The organism is Streptomyces iakyrus, from assembly GCF_000717055.1.
Classification (GTDB): domain Bacteria; phylum Actinomycetota; class Actinomycetes; order Streptomycetales; family Streptomycetaceae; genus Streptomyces; species Streptomyces iakyrus.
In genome coordinates, this window is sequence record NZ_JNXI01000024.1 from 43,303 (window position 1) to 61,999 (window position 18,697).

General features: G+C 70.9%; 15 protein-coding genes and 1 pseudogene. 10 read left to right on the forward strand and 6 right to left on the reverse strand.

The window, feature by feature from the left end:
- The first annotated feature begins 37 nt into the window (after nucleotides 1–37).
- From OO68_RS32445 to OO68_RS44550, 3 genes are read left to right on the forward strand one after another with little or no spacing between them, the layout of a single operon-like run.
- Complete coding sequence (locus tag OO68_RS32445; RefSeq protein WP_033312828.1) at nucleotides 38–601, forward strand: MTB12 C-terminal domain-containing protein; 564 nt, start codon at nucleotides 38–40, stop codon at nucleotides 599–601.
- Nucleotides 576–1,862, forward strand: a complete 1,287-nt coding sequence (locus OO68_RS32450) for an ABC transporter substrate-binding protein (protein ID WP_033312784.1) — start codon at nucleotides 576–578, stop codon at nucleotides 1,860–1,862. The genes OO68_RS32445 and OO68_RS32450 overlap by 26 nt, the downstream gene beginning before the upstream one ends.
- A gap of 38 nt (nucleotides 1,863–1,900) precedes the next feature.
- On the forward strand, nucleotides 1,901–2,941 hold the full coding sequence (locus OO68_RS44550; RefSeq protein ID WP_106974475.1) for a helix-turn-helix transcriptional regulator: 1,041 nt from the start codon (nucleotides 1,901–1,903) through the stop codon (nucleotides 2,939–2,941).
- Here the strand turns inward: OO68_RS44550 and ctaD are convergent.
- Nucleotides 2,940–4,511, reverse strand: a pseudogene (gene ctaD / locus OO68_RS32455) (aa3-type cytochrome oxidase subunit I); the annotation flags it as partial. The gene OO68_RS44550 and the pseudogene ctaD overlap by 2 nt on opposite strands.
- A gap of 424 nt (nucleotides 4,512–4,935) precedes the next feature.
- On the opposite strand from ctaD, the gene OO68_RS32460 reads away from it, so the two are divergent.
- A complete protein-coding gene (locus tag OO68_RS32460) occupies nucleotides 4,936–5,151 on the forward strand; it encodes an I78 family peptidase inhibitor (RefSeq protein WP_033312786.1) in 216 nt (71 codons plus the stop codon).
- A gap of 75 nt (nucleotides 5,152–5,226) precedes the next feature.
- Here the strand turns inward: OO68_RS32460 and OO68_RS32465 are convergent, their stop codons facing one another.
- Complete coding sequence (locus OO68_RS32465) at nucleotides 5,227–6,210, reverse strand: phosphatase PAP2 family protein (protein WP_033312787.1); 984 nt, start codon at nucleotides 6,208–6,210, stop codon at nucleotides 5,227–5,229.
- 227 nt (nucleotides 6,211–6,437) lie between these two features.
- A complete protein-coding gene (locus tag OO68_RS32470; RefSeq protein ID WP_033312788.1) occupies nucleotides 6,438–7,625 on the reverse strand; it encodes a glycosyltransferase family 39 protein in 1,188 nt (395 codons plus the stop codon).
- Between the two features lie 263 nt (nucleotides 7,626–7,888).
- Here OO68_RS32470 and OO68_RS32475 point away from each other — a divergent pair, with 263 nt between their 5' ends.
- Entirely contained in the window at nucleotides 7,889–9,493 is a 1,605-nt protein-coding gene (locus OO68_RS32475; RefSeq protein ID WP_033312789.1) for an MFS transporter, read from the forward strand.
- Nucleotides 9,494–9,672: 179 nt separating this feature from the next.
- Entirely contained in the window at nucleotides 9,673–10,863 is a 1,191-nt protein-coding gene (locus OO68_RS32480) for an acyl-CoA dehydrogenase family protein (protein WP_033312829.1), read from the forward strand.
- Nucleotides 10,864–10,912: 49 nt separating this feature from the next.
- Here OO68_RS32480 and OO68_RS32485 read toward each other — a convergent pair whose 3' ends face one another.
- Nucleotides 10,913–11,353 (reverse strand): cell division protein SepF, encoded by a 441-nt coding sequence (locus OO68_RS32485; RefSeq protein ID WP_030850887.1) that lies wholly within the window; start codon nucleotides 11,351–11,353, stop codon nucleotides 10,913–10,915.
- A 289-nt stretch (nucleotides 11,354–11,642) separates the two neighbouring features.
- Between OO68_RS32485 and OO68_RS47860 the strand changes: the two genes are divergently transcribed.
- From OO68_RS47860 to OO68_RS32500, 3 genes are all read left to right on the forward strand, one after another.
- Complete coding sequence (locus tag OO68_RS47860) at nucleotides 11,643–12,914, forward strand: DUF5685 family protein (RefSeq protein WP_245237248.1); 1,272 nt, start codon at nucleotides 11,643–11,645, stop codon at nucleotides 12,912–12,914.
- A 209-nt stretch (nucleotides 12,915–13,123) separates the two neighbouring features.
- On the forward strand, nucleotides 13,124–14,029 hold the full coding sequence (locus OO68_RS32495; protein ID WP_033312791.1) for a S1 family peptidase: 906 nt from the start codon (nucleotides 13,124–13,126) through the stop codon (nucleotides 14,027–14,029).
- A 121-nt stretch (nucleotides 14,030–14,150) separates the two neighbouring features.
- Nucleotides 14,151–14,828, forward strand: a complete 678-nt coding sequence (locus tag OO68_RS32500; RefSeq protein ID WP_051814886.1) for a hypothetical protein — start codon at nucleotides 14,151–14,153, stop codon at nucleotides 14,826–14,828.
- Between the two features lie 218 nt (nucleotides 14,829–15,046).
- On the opposite strand, the gene OO68_RS32505 is transcribed toward OO68_RS32500, so the two are convergent.
- Nucleotides 15,047–15,931 carry an alpha/beta fold hydrolase gene (locus tag OO68_RS32505; RefSeq protein ID WP_033312792.1) on the reverse strand — a complete coding sequence of 295 codons (885 nt, stop codon included), beginning with the start codon at nucleotides 15,929–15,931 and terminating at the stop codon, nucleotides 15,047–15,049.
- 370 nt (nucleotides 15,932–16,301) lie between these two features.
- Between OO68_RS32505 and OO68_RS32510 the strand changes: the two genes are divergently transcribed.
- Nucleotides 16,302–17,384 (forward strand): S1 family peptidase, encoded by a 1,083-nt coding sequence (locus tag OO68_RS32510; protein WP_051814887.1) that lies wholly within the window; start codon nucleotides 16,302–16,304, stop codon nucleotides 17,382–17,384.
- Nucleotides 17,385–17,633: 249 nt separating this feature from the next.
- On the opposite strand, the gene OO68_RS32515 is transcribed toward OO68_RS32510, so the two are convergent.
- Nucleotides 17,634–18,653: a DUF3533 domain-containing protein gene (locus OO68_RS32515; protein ID WP_033312794.1), complete on the reverse strand. Its 1,020-nt coding sequence runs from the start codon at nucleotides 18,651–18,653 to the stop codon at nucleotides 17,634–17,636.
- Nucleotides 18,654–18,697: the final 44 nt, after the last annotated feature.

Below are 18,697 nucleotides of genomic sequence, written 5' to 3' on the forward strand. Positions count from 1 at the left end.
CGCACATGGCCCGGACCGACACCCGGTGGTGAGCCAGATGGTTCTCGGCAGCGACCTCAGGCGGGGGAACGCGACGGGGGGTCCACGCACCGCGGGACGGGGTACGGCGATCGCCGCCGCCCTGGTCCTGGCCATCGCCCCGGCCCTCGCGGCGTGCAGTGACGACAGCGGCGGCGGCAGCGAGTCCACGCCTCCCACCCCGACCGCGGAGCGGACTACGAGCGCGCCGGCCAGCGCGCCGGCGGACCGGGCCGCGGCGGAGGCGGAGATCAAGCAGAACTGGGAGAAGTTCTTCGATCCGCAGACCTCGACCGAGGAGAAGCAGGCCATCCTGCAGAACGGCGACCGGATGGGGCCGGTCCTGGAGGCCTTCAGCGGTGACGAGCGCGGCGGACAGGTCCAGGCGAAGGTCACCAAGGTCGAGTTCACCTCGGCGACCGAGGCGGACGTGACGTACACGCTCACCCTGAAGGGCGCCACCGTTCTGCCGAACGCCTCCGGGACAGCCGTCGAGGAGGAGGGCACCTGGAAGGTGTCCGTCAAGGCGCTGTGCTCGCTGGTGCAGATGAGCGGCAATGCGTCGCCGGTCCCGGGTTGCTGAGATCCTCGTCGCCGTCCTGCTGCTCTCCCTGAGCGCGGCCTGCGGCAGCCGGCTCCCGGAGAGCGACTTCGAGCACGACGACCGCACCCCCGCGCCCCGCGACGCCGCGCCTTTGCGGGTCGGCATCATCACCAGCGCCACCAGCCCGGTCGGCGGCGGCGCCTTCACCGGACCGCGCGACGGCGCCCGGGCCTTCTTCGACCGGCTCAACGCGCGCGGGGGCATCGACGGCCGCCGGGTCGAGGTGCGCACCTGCGACGACGGCGGCAGCGGCGTCGGCAACAACGAGTGCGTGCACCGACTCGTCGAGGAGGACCAGGTCGTCGCCCTGGTCGCCACCACCGCCCTCGACTACGCGGGGGCCTCCCGCGTCTCCCGCGCGCGCGTGCCCGACATCGGCGGCCAGCCCATCGGCACCGCCTACGACACCTTCCCGCACCTCTACGGCATCTACGGCAGTCTCGCGCCCCGCGACGGCACCCCCGGCTGGGACGGCAAGCTGTACGGCGGCACCGAGGTCTACCGCTACTTCAAACGCGAGCACGGCGCCCGCACCGCCGCCGTCGTCTCCTACAACCAGTCCGCCTCGGCCGCCTACGCCCGGCTCGTGGAGCGCGGCCTGCGCGCCGAGGGCTACAAGGTCGTCACCGAGCAGGTCGACTTCGCCCTGCCGAACTTCCGCGCCGTCGCCGCCGACCTCAAGGAGCAGGGCGCCGACCTGGTGTTCGACGCCATCGACGGGCACGGCAACGCCCGGCTCTGCCAGGCCATGGACGAGGCCGGCGCCGACGTCACCGCCAAGGTGACCAACGTTCAGAACTGGACATCCACCGTCGCCGAGGACTACAAGGACGCCCCGCGCTGCCGCAACGCCCTGTGGGCGACCGGCGCCAGCCGCAACTTCGAGGACACCGGCAACGCGGCCGTACAGGAGTTCCGCGAGGCGACGAAGGACCTCGAGACGCACTCCCAGTGGCAGCTGGAAGGGTGGGCGGCCGCGCGCTGGTTCACGGACGCGGCGAAGTCCTGCGCCACCACGGGCATCACGCGCGCCTGCGTCGACGCCTTCATGAACCGCAGCCAGGGCTACACCGCCGGAGGACTGCTGCTTCCCGTCCGCTTCGACCGCCTGCCCGAGCCGCCGAAGAGCATCAGGACCTGCCTGTCGGTGGCCCGCTGGCAGGACGGCGAGGGCTGGGTGGGGCAGGGCGACATGAACCGCACCTGCTTCACCGTCCCGCAACTGGCCTACGCGCCTTGAGGACAGTGGCTGTCCGCAAGGCCTGGCAGACTCGCCCCATGTTGGAGACCTCGGCCCGCCTGCTGCGTCTGCTGTCCCTGCTCCAGGCCCACCGCGAGTGGTCCGGCGCCGACCTGGCCGGCCGGCTCGGCGTCAGCGCCCGCACCCTGCGCCGGGACGTCGACCGGCTGCGCGAACTGGGCTACCCGGTCAACGCCAGCCCCGGCACCGGTGGCGGCTACCAGCTGGGCGCGGGCGCCGAACTCCCGCCGCTGCTCCTGGACGACGACGAGGCCGTCGCCGTGGCGGTCGGGCTGCGCACCGCCGCCGGGCAGGGCATCGACGGCATCGGCGAGACCTCGGTACGGGCCCTCGCCAAGCTGGAGCAGGTGCTGCCGAACCGGCTGCGCCGCCGGGTGGGCGCCCTGAACGCCTTCACCGTGCCGATGCTGCGCAGCACGCTGCCCTCCTCGGTCGACCCGGCCGTGCTCACCGAGCTCGCCCATCTGTGCCGGGACGCCGAACGGCTGCGCTTCGAGTACCGCGGCCACGACGGCACCCCCAGCCGCCGCACGGTCGAACCGCACCGCCTGGTGTGCACCGAGCGCCGCTGGTACCTGGTCGCCTGGGACCTCGACCGCGACGACTGGCGCACGTTCCGCGTGGACCGCGTCACGCCCAGACCGCCGCACGGCCCGCGCTTCACCCCGCGCAAGCCGCCTGCCGAGGACCTCGCCGCCTACGTCTCCCAGGGCGTCTCCACGCGCGCGTACGCCACCCACGCCGTCGTACGGCTCCTGGTGCCCCTGGAGGAAGCGGCCGGACACATCTCGCCCTCCGCCGGAGTGCTGGAGGCGGAGAGCGAGAACACCTGCCTGCTGCGCTGCGGCGCCGGCAGCCTCGACGTGATGGTCATCCACGTGGTGATGCTGGGCTTCGACTTCGAGGTGCTGGAGCCCGACGGGCTCATCGAGGCGATCAGGACGACTCGGGACCGGCTTGATGGCGCTCTGGCTCGGGCTGCGCAGTCACCGCCGCGTACTCCGGATGGTGGAGGTCGAACGCCGGCGACTCGGAGCGGATCCGGGGCAGCGTCGTGAAGTTGTGCCGCGGCGGCGGGCACGAGGTCGCCCACTCCAGGGAACGGCCGAAGCCCCAGGGGTCGTCCACCTGGACTTTCTCGCCGTACTTGGCGGTCTTCCACACGTTGTAGAGGAACGGCAGCGTCGACATGCCGAGCAGGAACGCGCCGATCGTCGACACCGTGTTGAGCGCGGTGAAGCCGTCCGCCGCGAGGTAGTCGGCGTACCGGCGGGGCATGCCCTCGGCGCCCAGCCAGTGCTGCACCAGGAACGTGGTGTGGAAGCCGACGAAGAGCACCCAGAACTGGATCTTGCCGAGCCGCTCGTCGAGCATCTTCCCGGTGAACTTCGGCCACCAGAAGAAGAACCCGGCGAAGATCGCGAAGACGACGGTGCCGAAGACGACGTAGTGGAAGTGCGCCACCACGAAGTACGTGTCCGTCACGTGGAAGTCCATCGGCGGCGACGCCAGGATCACCCCGGTCAGGCCGCCGAACAGGAACGTCACCAGGAAGCCGGTCGCCCACAGCATCGGCGTCTCGAAGGACAGCGAGCCCTTCAGCATGGTGCCGGCCCAGTTGAAGAACTTCACCCCCGTCGGCACCGCGATCAGGAAGCTCATGAAGGAGAAGAACGGCAGCAGCACCGCACCCGTGGCGAACATGTGGTGCGCCCACACGATCATCGACAGGCCGGTGATCGCCATCGTCGCCCCGACCAGTGTCAGATAGCCGAACAACGGCTTGCGGCTGAAGACCGGGATGATCTCTGTGATGATGCCGAAGAACGGCAGCGCGATGATGTACACCTCGGGATGGCCGAAGAACCAGAACAGGTGCTGCCACAGGATCGCCCCGCCGTTGGCCGCGTCGAACACCTGCGAGCCGAACCGCCGGTCCGCCTCCAGCACCAGCAGCGCCGCCGCGAGCACCGGGAACGCCATCAGGATCAGGATCGACGTGAACAGGGTGTTCCACACGAAGATCGGCATCCGGAACATCGTCATGCCCGGGGCGCGCATCCCGATGATCGTGGTGACGAAGTTGACCGCGCCGAGGATCGTGCCGAAGCCCGACAGCGCCAGCCCCATGATCCACAGATCGGCCCCGATCCCCGGCGAGCGCACCTCGCTGTTGAGCGGGGCGTAGGCGGTCCAGCCGAAGTCCGCCGGCCCGGAGGGCACCAGCAGCGAGCCGAGCACGATCAGCCCGCCGAACAGGAACAGCCAGTACGAGAACATGTTCAGCCGCGGGAAGGCCACGTCGGGCGCGCCGATCTGCAACGGCATCAGCTCGTTGGCGAAGCCCGCGAAGGTCGGCGTCGCGAACAGCAGCAGCATGATCGTGCCGTGCAGCGTGAACGCCTGGTTGAACTGCTCGTTGTCGATGATCTGCAGACCGGGGCGGGCCAGTTCGGCGCGCATCAGCAGCGCCATCGCTCCGGCGACCAGGAAGAACAAGAACGACGTGATCAGGTAGAGGTGGCCGATCTTCTTGTGGTCCGTGGTCGTGAGCCAGTCGACCACCACCCGGCCGTGCCGTGTCCGCTGCTCGGGCGGCGCCGCCGCCTGTACGGTCTGCGTCCCCATCGCTCGCCCCTTCGCTGATCGCGCACCGGGCCCGCCGCAGCCCGCGCCTCATGTACCCGCGAGCTCACGCCATGATGCTCGCGTCACCGCGCGCTCCGACAGGGGGCGTATCGGCCTCTGTATGCCGAAGCCATGCATTTCCCGTGCCGCGCCGACTTCGCCGGGCCGGTGCGGCGCGGGAAAGCAATGGAGCCCCGGAGGCACTTCACCGGGCACTTTCGCCGGGCTTTTCCATGAGCTCATGCGACACGCGGGAATTCCGATCGAATGCCTGCGGAAGGCGTACGGAATCGCTCGTCCGTGTGACGGACAGCTCCCGAAACGCCTGTCGTGATCTTGTGACAGAAGCGTGACGCGGGCCGGACAGTGACCGGGGCCCCGGCCTGGACTTCCGCGGTCTGCGGCCAGCGCATAGCGTGGCGGCATGGCACCGACTCCGACACCTTCCGCTGAACCCGACGACCGCCCGGACACCTATGTCGGCCTGGAGGCCGGCCGGGCCGAACGCCTCGCGCGGGAGCGCGGCTGGCCGACGGTGCGCTCGCTGCCGCCGGGCGCGATCATCACGATGGAGTACCGCGTGGGCCGGCTGAACTTCGAGGTCAAGGGCGGCCGCGTCGCGCGGGCCTGGAAGGGCTGAGACCCGGCGAAGGCCCCGGTTCCGCTCCGGAACCGGGGCCTTCGCGCTGCCGGAAGGGGTGCGCACCTGCCGTGGTCAGCCGCCTGTCAGCGGACGGGCCGACGAGGCCGAACCGCGTGGGTGACGCTCCGGATGCTGAGGGCGGCGGCTGCCGGCGGGGGTGATCGGGCTGCGCTCCGAGCGGGCCGTGTGCGGGCCCGGCGCCAGGTAGGCCGGGGCCCGGGACGCGCAGGCCGCCACGTCCTCCCGGTCGGCGGGCAGGGGCGTGAGCACGACGGGAGCACCGGCCGGGGTGCGGCGACCGCGGGCCCGCAGGCGGTCGCGCAGGTCGAAGATCGCGGCCTCGGCACGGGCGATCAGCGGCTCGAACCACGGCAGCCCGAGCATGATCAGCAGACCCGCGGTCCAGCCGAGGAGCACATCGCTCAGCCAGTGCGTACCGAGGTAGACCGTGGCCATTCCGACGCCGAGCGAGGTCACCGCGGACACGGCGGACAGCCAGCGCTGCGCTCTCGCGGAGGACGCCAGGTAGGCCAGGATTCCCCAGGTCACCACGGCGTTGGCGGTGTGACCGCTCGGAAATATATCGCCGCCGCGCCACATCTCGTTCGAGCCGATCACGGTCGCGTAGTGCGGCCCCAGGCGGCCCATGCCGTACTTGGCGGCGCCGACCGTGATGTTCAGCAGCAGCAGGGAGACGCCGAGCGCGAGCAGCGGCCGCAAGGTGTGCTGCCGCCAGGAACGCCAGCCCAGCCAGGCCGCCACCATCACGGCGGTCGGGCCGCGCTGGCCGAGGACCACGTAGTAGTCGACGAACCAGTGGATCTCCGACCACTGCTGGTACGGGCGGAAGAACATGACCTGCCAGTCGAGCCGGACCAGCCAGGACGTGATCACCACGGCCCACACGATCGCGCCGTAGAAGGCCAGGGTTCCCGCGAAGAGCACGATGCGGTGCCTGCTCATCTTCGGCACATCGATGTGGGCCGGTCGTTCCGGCTCACGGTCCAGCCGGGCGAACACCCGGTCCAGACGGGTGAGCTTCGGTTCGGTACGCACCCAATCGACGTTACAGCGAGTGAGCTCTGATCCCGGGCGAATCAACGGCTTTGTGATGACGATGTGATGTGGGATTCCTCTCAGGAGGGGGTTTATTTCCAGCGAATCTGCAATCGTCGGCCGCTGCGGCCTTCAATTCCTTTGATCATTCCGGATGCGGGTTTTATTGCGCTTTTGAATTCGTTCACCGGGGCATGGTGCGGAATTCCCCCTGCGCTCACAGCGGGTCAGGGCGGACCGGAGCCGTTCAGCCAGAACGCCCCGTACACCGCCGAGGCCACCGCGACGGCCCCCACAATGGTCGCTGACCTGCGCAGACGTGCCTTGGCCAGGGTCAGCGCGAGCGGCAGCAGCAGCGGGAAGGCGGGCAGCAGCAGGCGCGGTTTCGAGCCGAAGTAGCTCGACGCGCACAGGGCGAGCGCGGTCACGACCCCGCTGTAGACCAGCAGCGGCAGCGGCTGGCGCTGACGTACTCCGGTCACGTACAGCCAGACGACTGACGCGACCCCGGCGATGAGCCCCACACCGGCCAGAGCCGCCGGGAACGACGTGAACTTCTCGGCGACGAACCGGGCGAAGGCCCAGCCGCCGTCGAAGCCGTTGCGCCATCCGGCCTGGACGTCCAGGTAGCCCAGCGGGCCCTTGCCGGTGCGGTGGCCGACCCAGAGCACGTAGCCGGCGGTGCCGAGAGGGGCCAGGGCCATGCCGAGGACGCGCCGGACGCGGGTCGCGGGCTCGGCCGTGACGTGCGGGGCGTCCTGCCCGGGCGCACTCCGGTCCCGTACGAAGGAGGCCACCGCCGCCACCCACACGGCCGCCACCACGGCCAGCCCCACCGGGCGGGTCAGCCCGGCGAACAGGGCCAGGGCGCCGGCCGCCACCCAGCGGCCGGTCAGCACCGCGTACAGCGCCCAGGCTGCGAGCGCCGTGAAGAGGGATTCGCTGTACGCCATCGACTGCACGATCCCGACCGGAAGAACCGCCCACAGCAGCACCGCGCACACCCCGGCCCGGCGGCCGTACACATGGTCCGCCACCGCGAAGATCCCCCAGGCCGCGGCGAGCGAGGCGACCAGGCTGACGAGGAACCCCCCGTCCGCGTACGACAGCGGCGACACCGCCGCCACCAGCCGCTCCAGCCACGGCAGCAGTGGGAAGAACGCCAGGTTCGAGTGCACGTCCCCGTTCGCCAGCCGCACCTCGTAGCCGTAGCCGAGCTCGGCGACCCTGACGTACCAGAGCGCGTCCCAGCGGGCGGTCAGCAGCGTGTACGCGCTCTTGTCCCGCGTCGCGCTCCACAGGAACAGGGCGAGCAGGCCCAGGGCACGGACGGCCGCGTACCCGGCGAGCGCCGGAGCCGCCCGGCGCAGCGCCCCGGCGCGGGGCGGGGCCGCGCGCGTCTCAAGATCGGTCACGGGCCCGATTATCGACCCGGGCCGGAACCGTCCGGCCTGCCGGGGCGTGAACCACGAAAGAGAGAGTGGCGTACACCACATCCATCCGCAGGAGGTGTGAGAGGTCCGCCACTGGTCTCCGTCAGGGACTCGCGTACTCTGACGTGTCACTCGCTTTTCGTTTGCGCGGGCCGGAGACCACCGCTCCTCTCCGGCCGAGTCGCGGGGGCGTCCCCCACCCCGTGAGCCCGCCGATCGCGAGGGAACATCTGGGAGGTACGTACATGTCCGGGACGACCACGGCCGCCGCTGCGCTGCGCCGTAGGGCGGCCGGGGCCGGTGCCAACCGCTGGGTGGTTCTCGTCGTCCTCTGCGTCAGCCTGCTGCTGGTCGCCGTCGACGCCACCGTGCTGCACGTGGCGGTCCCCGCCGTCACCGAGGACCTGAAGCCCGGCGGGATGGAGCTGCTCTGGATCGTCGACGTCTACCCACTGGTCTGCGCCTCGCTGCTGATCCTGTTCGGCACGCTGGGCGACCGCGCCGGCCGCCGGAGAGTGCTGCTCCTCGGCTACACGCTGTTCGGCGTCGCCTCCGGCCTCGCGGCCCTGGCCGACAGTGCTCAGCTACTGATCGTGGCGCGGGCGCTGCTCGGCGTGGGCGGCGCGATGATCATGCCCGCGACCCTGTCCATCCTGCGGCAGGTCTTCCCGGACCGGCGCGAGCGGGCGCTCGCGATCGGCATCTGGAGCGCCGTGGCCGCGGTGGGCGCGGCGGTCGGTCCGCTGCTCGGCGGCTTCCTGCTGGAGCACTTCTGGTGGGGCTCGGTGTTCCTCGTCAACATTCCGTTGATGCTGGTCAGCCTCCCGGTGGGACGGCTGCTGCTGCCCGAGTCGAAGGGGGACGGCAAGGGCCCCTGGGACGTGGTCGGTGCGCTGATGGCGGCGGCCGGGCTGTTCGGTCTCGTGCTGGGCGTGAAGCGGCTCGGCAGCGGGGAGTCTCTCGGCAGCCTGCTCACCGTGCCGTCGCTGGTGGTGGGCGCCGTGCTGCTGGTCGCCTTCGTGCGGCGGCAGCGGCGGCGGGCGTATCCGCTGGTGGACCTGAAGATGTTCGCGCGCCCCGCGTTCAGTACGTCCGTCGGCTGCATCGTGCTGGCGATGCTCGCGCTGGTCGGGCTGGAACTGATCGCGGCGCAGTACCTCCAGTTGGTGCTCGGGCTGTCGCCGCTGGAGACGGGGCTGCGGCTGCTGCCGCTGACGTTCGCGGCCATGGCGGCCGGGCTGGCCGGGGCGCGGATGCTGCGGCGGTTCGGGCCGCGGCGGATGGTGTGCGCCGGGTTCTGCCTCACGGCGTTCGCGGTGGTGCTGCTGACGGCGCTGGGCCGGACGGACGACTGTGCGCTGATGCTGAGCGGGTTCGTGCTGCTCGGCTTCGGGCTGGAGACGACGCTGTTCGGGGCGTACGAGTCGATGCTGAGCGAGGCGCCGCAGGAGCAGGCCGGTGGGGCGGCGGCGATCGGGGAGACGTCGTACCAGCTCGGGGCGGGCATCGGGATCGCGCTGCTCGGCACGGTGATGAACGCGGCGTACGCGCCCGGGCTGTCGGGCGTGCCCGGGGTTCCGGCGTCGGCGTCCTCTTCCGCCGGACATTCGCTGGGGGAGGCGTACGAGGTCGCCGCGCAGCTGGGCGGGTCGGCCGGTGCCGCTCTCCGGAGTGCGGCCCGGGACGCGTTCGTGCACGGGCTGCACGTCACGTTGCTGGTGAGTGCGGGGTTGTTGCTGCTGGGGGCCGTGATGGCGTTGCGGTTGCCGCGGGTCATGCAGTGTGAGTCCTCGGAGCCGGTGGACCTGCCCGCTCCCAGGGACGCTGCGGAGTCCCGCGTCTCGGTGTGACACCCCTTCGCCCACCCACGCACGGCCCGTAGCTGTCGGATGAGGGGCGAGGGTCGCCCGTGGGGGTGGTTGGCCGTTGGCGGCTTGCCTGTATCGGGGCTGTGGGTGGTGCTTGGGCGGGCCCAGGCCGTAGCGTCTGGCTAGCGGTGCTAGTTAAAGAGCTTCGGAGGGTGTCGATCATGTCCGGTTCATCCAAGCTGCCTCCTTTCGATCCCGCCGATCCCCTCGGCCTGGACGACCTCCTGGAGCCGGAGGACCTCGGGATCAGGGACACCGTGCGGGCCTGGGCCGCGGACCGGGTGCTGCCCCATGTCGCCGAGTGGTACGAGAAGGGGGAGCTGCCGGGGATCCGGGAGCTGGCCAGGGAGCTCGGCGGCATCGGCGCCCTCGGCATGTCGCTCGACGGGTACGGGTGTGCCGGTGCGTCCGCCGTGCAGTACGGGCTCGCCTGCCTGGAGCTGGAGGCCGCCGACTCCGGCATCCGTTCCCTCGTCTCCGTGCAGGGCTCCCTCGCCATGTACGCCATCCACCGCTTCGGCAGCGAGGAGCAGAAGCAGCAGTGGCTGCCGCGGATGGCCGCCGGTGAGGTGATCGGCTGCTTCGGGCTCACCGAGCCCGACCACGGCTCCGACCCCGCCTCCCTGCGCACGTACGCCAAGCGGGACGGCTCCGACTGGATCCTCAACGGCCGCAAGATGTGGATCACCAACGGGTCGGTCGCCGGTGTCGCCGTCGTCTGGGCGCAGACCGAGGACGGAATGCGCGGCTTCGTGGTGCCCACCGACAGCGGCGGGTTCTCCGCTCCCGAGATCAAGCACAAGTGGTCCCTCAGGGCCTCGGTCACCAGCGAGCTCGTGCTCGACGACGTGCGGCTGCCCGCCGACGCCGTCCTCCCGGAGGGCACCGGCCTGCGCGGGCCCCTCAGCTGTCTGTCGCACGCCCGGTACGGAATCGTCTGGGGCGCCATGGGCGCGGCCCGCAGCAGTTTCGAGGCCGCCGTCGAATACGCGAAGTCACGGGAGCAGTTCGGGCGGCCCATCGGCGGCTTCCAGCTCACCCAGGCCAAACTCGCCGACATGGCGGTCGAGCTGCACAAGGGAATTCTGCTCGCCCATCACCTGGGGCGGCGTATGGACGCCGGCCGCCTGCGCCCCGAGCAGGTCAGCTTCGGCAAGCTCAACAACGTCCGGGAAGCGATCGAGATCTGCCGCACGGCCCGGACGATTCTCGGCGCCAACGGGATCTCGCTCGAATACCCCGTGATGCGGCACGCCACCAACCTCGAGTCGGTGCTCACCTACGAAGGCACCGTCGAGATGCACCAGCTCGTGCTGGGCAAGGCGCTCACCGGACTCGATGCCTTCCGGTAGGCCGGTCCGGTAACCCTGCGCGGGGGCAGGGCCGGTGAGCGGCCCTGCCTCAGCTCTGGTTGAAGAACCCGTCCGTCCGGTGCCCGGCCGGGTCGCCGTTGACGATCTCCGTGTTGGCGGGGGTCAGCAGGAACACGCGGGTCGACACTCTTTCGATCGAACCGCGCAGGCCGAAGATCAGCCCGGCCGCGAAGTCGACCACGCGCTTGGCGTCGGACGCCTCCATGGCCGTGAGGTTCATGATGACCGGCACGCCCTCGCGGAACAGCTCGCCGATGGCGCGCGCGTCCCGGAAGCTGTCCGGGGTCACCGTGCCGATGCGGCGGCCCTTCTCCTCGGCGACGTCCGAGGCCACCTTGACACGCGGATCGGTGACCCAGGCCTCCCCGGGCTCGTTCCCGTCGGAGTAGTCGTCGTCGTCGTAGTAACGCTCGTCTTCGTTGTCGTCGACGAGGCCAAGCCAGGCACTTGCCTTGCGTACCGATCCCATGGACGCCTCCTCTCACAGCGGTCTTTCTGCTTTCCGCATCCCTATGGTCGTCCATGATGCGGATGGCGCGCCAAGTGGATAGACGCCGCACGGGGGGTTTGTGACGGTACTGGTGCACAGCGAATCCGTCGAGAGTCCGTGTGTCCCAAGGGCCGTTTCCCAAACGGCTGCTGACTGTGAGTGAAATATGATTCTTCTCGGCGTACGGGTGACACCGGGGCGTACGGGTGAATGCCGCAGCCGATACGATGCCGCAGCTCAACGTCGTCACACACCTCGGGGGAGCGTCGTGTTCGGAATCGTCAGGCCCTGTAGACACCGGCTCGGGGAGAAGCTCGCCAGCCAGTGGATGGCGCATTTGTGCGGGCTCTGCCTCGCTCTAAGGGGTGACCACGGGCAGTTCGCCCGAATAGTCACGAATTATGACGGGCTGCTTGTCTCGGTTTTGACGGAGGCTCAGTCGGAGAGCGACGGGACCGGCCGGCGTACGGCCGGACCGTGCCCGCTGCGCGGCATGCGCACCGCCTCCGTCGCGCACGGCGAGGGGGCCCGGCTCGCGGCGGCCGTTTCTCTCGTGCTGGCCTCGGCGAAGGTCCGCGACCACGTCACGGACGGTGACGGGTTGTTGGCCCGCAGGCCGGTGGCGCGTGCGGCGCGCCGGGTCGCCGCGAGCTGGGACACGGCGGGCGCCCGGACCGGCACGGCTGTGGGATTCGACACCGCGCTCCTGGTCGACGCCGTGGACCGGCAGGCCGGGATCGAGGCGCTGGCCGGCCCCGGGACGCCGCTCCTGACCGTCACCGAACCGACCGAGACCGCGACCGCCGCGGCCTTCGCGCACACCGCTGTACTCGCGGGCCGGCCGCGCAACGCCGTGCCCCTCGCCGAGGCCGGACGGCTCTTCGGGCGCCTCGCGCACCTGCTGGACGCCGTGGAGGACCTGCACGCTGACGCCGCGTCAGGTGCCTGGAACCCGATCGTCGCGACCGGCACCTCCCTGGCGGAGGTCCGGCGGCTGGCCGACGACGCGGCGCACGGCGTGCGGCTGGCGCTGCGCGACGCCGAGTTCACCGACGCCCGGCTCGTCCATCTGCTGCTCGTGCACGAACTGCGGCGCTCGGTGGACCGGGCGTTCGGCACGGTTCCGGTGTGCGCCTCCCACCAGGGCGGCGGGCCCTACGGACAGCAGGGGCCCCACGGGCAGCCGCCGCAGGGGCCCTACGGACAGCCGCCGCAGGGGTCCTACGGCTCCCCGCACCACCCGTACGCGGGCGGTGGCGGGAATCCGTACGCCGGCGGGGGAGGTGCCTACGGCGGTGGCGGGTTCGGAGGTGACGGATTCGGGGGTGGCGGGTTCGGCGGTGGCGCGCCGGTGCCCCAGCCGCCGCCCCGACGGCGTGGGTTCTGGGCCGGCTGCGGGATGTTCTGGCTCCTGTGCTGCACCTGCAAGCTGTGCTGCGCCAAGGAGTACGAGGGACCGTGGTCCCGTAAGAAGCGCGAGGGCGTCTGCCGGGACTGTGACTGCGACGGGTGCGATTGCTGCTGCCCCTGCGACGGCTGAACCGACCCGGCCGGGCGGCTCGTAAAGATCGCTCAAAGGTTGAAGTCCGAAAGGCACTCTTGCGCCGACCGGCCGTTCGGCCGAATACTCCCCCTCAGCGCTTGTCAGGGGCACGGCGTGTTCGGAATCCGAACAGCCGGTCCAGGGCTGCGCCTCACGGGCCCGAAACCCCACGAGGGCCCCCTACTTCCTTTGTGGAGGAACGAAAAGTGAGGATCAAGCGCACCACCCCCCGCAGTGGCATTTCGAGACGGACCCGGCTGATCGCCGTTTCCACCGGCCTCGTTGCCGCCGCAGCGATCGCGATCCCCAGCGCGAACGCATCCGACACCCCCACCACCTTCAGCGCCGCCGAGCTCAAGAGCGCCAGCGGCTCGCTGCTGAAGGCCGACATCCCGGGCACCGCCTGGGCCGTCGACAGCAAGACCAACCGCGTACTGCTGACCGTGGACAGCACGGTCACCCAAGCCGAGATAGCGAAGATCAAGCAGCAGGCCGGCGGCAACGCCGACGCGCTCACGATCAAGCGCACCCCCGGCAAGTTCAACAAGCTCATCCAGGGCGGCGACGCCATCTATGCGAGTAGCTGGCGCTGCTCCCTCGGCTTCAACGTCCGTGCCAGCAACGGCACCGAGTACTTCCTGACCGCCGGTCACTGCACCGACGGCGCGGGCACCTGGTACTCCAACTCCGGCCGCACCACGGTCATCGGCTCGACCGCCGGCTCCAGCTTCCCGGGCAACGACTACGGCCTCGTGCGCTACAGCGGGTCCGTCAGCCGTCCCGGCACCGCCAACGGCGTGGACATCACGCGTGCGGCCACCCCGAGCGTGGGCACCACCGTCATCCGCGACGGCTCCACGACCGGTACGCACAGCGGCCGGGTCACCGCCCTCAACGCCACCGTCAACTATGGCGGCGGCGACATCGTCTCCGGCCTCATCCAGACCACCGTCTGCGCCGAGCCCGGTGACTCCGGCGGTTCGCTCTACGGCAGCAACGGTGTCGCCTACGGCCTGACCTCCGGCGGCAGCGGCAACTGCTCCTCCGGCGGCACGACGTTCTTCCAGCCCGTCACGGAGGCCCTGAGCGCCTACGGCGTCAGCGTCTACTAGGCCGGCCCGCACCACGGCACCAGCACCTCGCACCTCGACAGGTGGCCCCCGTACGCGACCCTGCGTACGGGGGCTCGCTAGTGTCTGCTGTCGGTGATCACATGGGGGAGGGATCCGCGCGATGGACTTCGACGACCGGCAACGGCGGGTGCGGCGCAGCCCGTTGCTGTTTCTGGCGCCGCTGGTCCTGCTGGTCCTGCTGGCGCTGGTGCTGCTGTGGGAGATCGTGCGGTCGAACGTGACCGGCGAGCTGAGCCGGGAGTGGCCCTGGCGGCTGCGGCTGATGGACATGAACCCGCTGGGCAGCCTGCTGGCGGTCGCGCTCGCGGCCGTGTTCGGGCGGGCCCAGTACGCGCGGACGGTACGGCCCGCGCTGGGCTGGAGCTCCAGCTGGACGGTCGGCGAACTCGGGCCGGACGAGCCCGCGTGGAGCGTGGAGATAGTGAACGGCGGCTCGCAGCACGCGGTGGTGGAACGGGTGGACTACTGCTTCGTGCCGCGCGGCGGGGAGCCCGGGGAGTGGACGGACCACGCCGGGCTGCTGGAGGCGCTGGCCGAGGCGGGGCTTGTACAGGGCAAGGACTACCACCAGCGGCTGAGCGGGGCGGGCTTCCCGCTGAGCGACAGCGGGATGCGGGCGGGCCTGTACGGACCGCGGTTCGTCGACGACATCGACCAGCTCCGCATGCGGCTGCGGGTCGTCGACGCCGTGGGCGACAGTCACGAACGCGTCATGGACCTGATGCGCGGCGCCCGCCTGTGCCGCCCCGAGACCCGCCCGGAGCGTCCGCATTCCTGAACGCCCGCGGGCGCGGGGGTGGCCCCCCAGGGGGCGGCCGGGCCGTGGGAACGGGCCGGATGACCGGAGGGGCGGGCGGCCCGTGATGCCCGGGCGGCGGGAGTGCCGGTGGTGAGTGGATGGGTGGCTGGACCCGGTCGGGGGGCGGGCGGTGACTGGAGCGGTGGGTGGCGCGGGTGGCTGGATCGGAACGGGTGGATCGAGTCGCTCGTGGGTGGTCATGACGAAATGGGTGTCTGTGCCGGGGCGAGCCAGTCCAGTACGGCTGGAAGGGCCTCCAGGGCCCCGAAGTGGCCGGTGTCCGGGGCCAGGACCGGGCGGACCCGGGGGATGCGGCTCGCCAGCCAGGTGAAGTGGCCCCGTGGTGAGAACATGTCCAGCGCGCCGTGCCACAGCAGGACCGGCCGGGTGATGTCCGCCGGGTCGAAACCCCAGCGGCTCACCAGGGCGAGGTCGTCGTCGACCCAGCCGCTCGCCGACGTGCGCAGCGCCTCGCGGTAGTTGCGCAGCAGCATGTCGCCGACCGCTGGTGCGGAGACGATCCGACGGTCGGAGTCGGTGAGCCCGTCGCGGATGGAGACGAGCAGGTGCGCGGGGTCCCTGCGGATGTCGGCGGCACGGGCGGCGAGCCGGTCGGCGAAGCCCAGCGGATCGGTGAGCGCCCGGGTGAAGTCCTCGACGTTGGAGTCCGCCATCCCGTCGAACCAGCTCAGCCCCGGCGCGTCCGGCGGCGCGGGACACACCAGCGCCGCCGCCCGCCGTACCCGGTCGGGCAGCAGCGCGGCGCAGGCCAGAGCGTGAGGTGCGCCGCCCGAGCGGCCGAGTACGGCGAACCGGCCGAGCCCCAGGGCGTCGGCCAGTTCCGCCACGTCCTGGGCGGCGTCGGCGACCCGGCGGCCCGGCAGGCGGTCCGAACCGCCGTATCCGGGGCGGTCGTAGGCGATGAACCGCAGGCCCGGGTGTGCGGCCATGACGTCCTCGGGCACGACTCCGAAGCGGCAGCCGGGGGTGCCGTGCAACAGGAGCACCGGCGTGCCGTCAGAGCGGCCGTACTCCTCGACCGTCAGCCGCCGCCCGTCCCGCATGCGTACGGTTTCGTCCATCTTTGCCCTCCTGTTGATTGGGGTGTGGTGATTTTGCGAGTAGTTCAGCAATCGATGCTTCTTGTCCTCGGATGGGGATCAGGGGGAATCGGGTGGACGAGGGGCGAAAATCAGCCAGGGGTAGACCTCACAGAGTGCGCACACGTTACTCACGCGTAATGTTTGCAGTGTGAACGGGAGTTGGGCAGGTCCGATTTGACCGTGGACGGTCAAAAATGAGGGGGCGTGCGCTCCGTAATCTACGCGCGTCCTGAACTCGACCTTGTGTGCCCCTGGTTGTCCTCGGAATAGTGGGCGCTCGTCAACGAAGCCTTCCGGCTCGTGAGGTCCCCACAACCTCTCGTGCCGACCCCCCACAGGAGGACAGAAGTTGAAGCACCGACGCATACCCAGGCGGCGTGCAGCCGTGGCAGGCGCGGGCATAGCCGCGCTGGTCGCCGCGGGAGTGACGTTCCAGACCGCGAACGCCAGTGAGACCCCTGAGGCGTCCGCGCCCCGGACCCTGTCGGTCGCCGCGGCCGGAAAGCTCGCCTCGACGCTGGCCGAGGATCTCGGCGGCGACGCGGCCGGGACGTACTACGACACGAAGAGCAAGGCCCTCGTGGTGAACGTGCTCGACGAGGCCGCCGCCCAGGCCGTCGAGAAGGCCGGCGCCAAGGCGAGAGTCGTGGCGAACTCCCTCGCCGAACTCAAGAGCGCCCGCAGCACGCTGAAGCAGGACGCGACGATCCCGGGCACCGCCTGGGTGACCGACCCCACCACCAACAAGGTCGTGGTGACCGCCGACCGTACGGTCTCCAAGGCCGAGTGGGCGAAGCTGACGAAGGTCGTGGACGGGCTCGGGGCGAAGGCCGAACTGAAGCGGTCCAAGGGGGAGTACAAGCCCTTCATCGCCGGTGGTGACGCGATCACCGGCGGCAGCGGGCGCTGCTCGCTGGGCTTCAACGTGGTCAAGGGCGGCGAGCCGTTCTTCCTGACCGCCGGTCACTGCACCGAGGGCATCTCCACGTGGTCGGACTCCAGCGGCAAGGAGATCGGCACCAACGCGGACTCCAGCTTCCCGGACAACGACTACGGGTTGGTCAAGTACACCGCGGAGGTCGCTCACCCGAGTGAGGTGAACCTCTACAACGGCTCCACCCAGAAGATCTCGGGCGCCGCGGACGCGACCGTCGGCATGGCGGTCACCCGGAGCGGGTCGACCACGCAGGTGCACGAGGGCAAGGTCACCGGGCTGGACGCCACGGTGAACTACGGCAACGGCGACATCGTGAACGGGCTGATCCAGACCGACGTGTGCGCGGAGCCGGGTGACAGCGGCGGGTCGCTGTTCTCGGGCGACAAGGCGGTCGGGCTCACGTCCGGCGGCAGCGGTGACTGCACCTCGGGCGGGGAGACGTTCTTCCAGCCGGTGACCGAGGCGCTGTCCGCGACCGGGACGCAGATCGGCTGACCGGTGCGTGTGTGAAGTCCCGCCCCTTGTGCGAGGGGCGGGGCTTTCGTCTGTCGTGGGTGGTTTTCGTATGGCTTCGCCTGACGCCGGGTGTGGGTCGGGGCCGCGCCGGGGGGTGTCCGTCCTCGGAACGGCGCGATGGACGCCCCTACCGACTGACTGGCGTTGACGTGCCAACCGCTGCGGGCGGACAACCCCCGACACGGCCCCTTACGTACGACGGCGAGTGCGGGCCGGCTCTGGCGGGGGTTACGGCGACTGCGTCGCGGTCGCGCGTCTTCGTGCCGCCGCCGCCATGGTGATCGCGGCTCCTGCCACCGCCCACGCCGACAGGACCAGGAGCGACGTCGTCATCGCGTTGTTGTCGAAGTAGGCGATGGAGCGGGTCGACCAGGTGCCGGCGCCTGGGGGCAGGGCCGGGCCGATCGCCTTCCAGAAGGGCGGGAGGAGGGGTGGGGGCAGTGCACCGCCCGCGCTGGGGTTGCCGAGGATGACCACCAGCAGGATGACCAGGCCGATGCCGATCGTGCCGAAGAGGCCCTGCAAGGCGAGGGTGGCAGCGCCCACGGCGAAGATGATCAGGGTGCCCAGGCCCCAGAGGGCCGCGGTGCTGCCCGGCAGGGCGTCCAGGGCCGGGCCGGCGATAAGGGCTCCGCCGAGACCGCCGGTGACGGCGACCAGGGCCATGACCGCCAGCCGGATCGCGGCGCGGGAGGGGTTGGAGGGTTTCGCCCCGGCGCTGATGGCCAGGACCGCGGCGCCCAGGTAGCCGCCCACGCACCAGCCGATCACCAGGTAGAAGGACGAGAGTCCGTTGGGGTCGTGGGGCGCGGACGGGATCACGTCGACCGTCCGGATGGTGCGCCGCTCGGACTTCTCCAGGTCGGTGACCAGGGCCGTCAGCGTGGTGGAGAGGATTCTGCCGCCCCCGGAGGCGACCAGGAGCGTGTCGGCGCCGCCCCTGGGGTCGATGATCAGGGCCGCGTCGATGTCGCGGTGGGTGAGCTGGGACCGCGCCGTGGCCTCGTCGGGCAGGGCACGGGGGTCCAGCGGCGAGCCGGGCAGCCGTTCCAGCCGGGTGACCGCCTGGCCGGCGGCGGCCTGGGGGGCGACCACGCCGAAGGGGACGTCCTTGGGTTTCGGGTCGTGCAGAGCTCCCACGTACGAGGCGATGAACAGCAGCTGGAGTGCGATCACGCCGACGATGAGCAGGGTGGCCCGCGGGGTGACGGCGTCTCTCACCTCCGTGCGGAACGAGCTGTGCGGCATGCCTCCACGGTCGGGGGGTTTGGGGTGTTTCCGCAGGTGGGACG

Excerpts from the sequence above, each read along its gene's own strand:
- OO68_RS32445 (WP_033312828.1), top strand. The coding sequence starts at position 38 with ATGGTTCTCGGCAGCGACCTCAGGCGGGGGAACGCGACGGGGGGTCCA.
- OO68_RS32450 (WP_033312784.1), top strand. The coding sequence starts at position 576 with ATGCGTCGCCGGTCCCGGGTTGCTGAGATCCTCGTCGCCGTCCTGCTG.
- OO68_RS44550 (WP_106974475.1), top strand. The coding sequence starts at position 1,901 with ATGTTGGAGACCTCGGCCCGCCTGCTGCGTCTGCTGTCCCTGCTCCAG.
- OO68_RS32460 (WP_033312786.1), top strand. The coding sequence starts at position 4,936 with ATGGCACCGACTCCGACACCTTCCGCTGAACCCGACGACCGCCCGGAC.
- OO68_RS32475 (WP_033312789.1), top strand. The coding sequence starts at position 7,889 with ATGTCCGGGACGACCACGGCCGCCGCTGCGCTGCGCCGTAGGGCGGCC.
- OO68_RS32480 (WP_033312829.1), top strand. The coding sequence starts at position 9,673 with ATGTCCGGTTCATCCAAGCTGCCTCCTTTCGATCCCGCCGATCCCCTC.
- OO68_RS32485 (WP_030850887.1), bottom strand. The coding sequence starts at position 11,353 with ATGGGATCGGTACGCAAGGCAAGTGCCTGGCTTGGCCTCGTCGACGAC.
- OO68_RS32500 (WP_051814886.1), top strand. The coding sequence starts at position 14,151 with ATGGACTTCGACGACCGGCAACGGCGGGTGCGGCGCAGCCCGTTGCTG.
- OO68_RS32505 (WP_033312792.1), bottom strand. The coding sequence starts at position 15,931 with ATGGACGAAACCGTACGCATGCGGGACGGGCGGCGGCTGACGGTCGAG.
- OO68_RS32515 (WP_033312794.1), bottom strand. The coding sequence starts at position 18,653 with ATGCCGCACAGCTCGTTCCGCACGGAGGTGAGAGACGCCGTCACCCCG.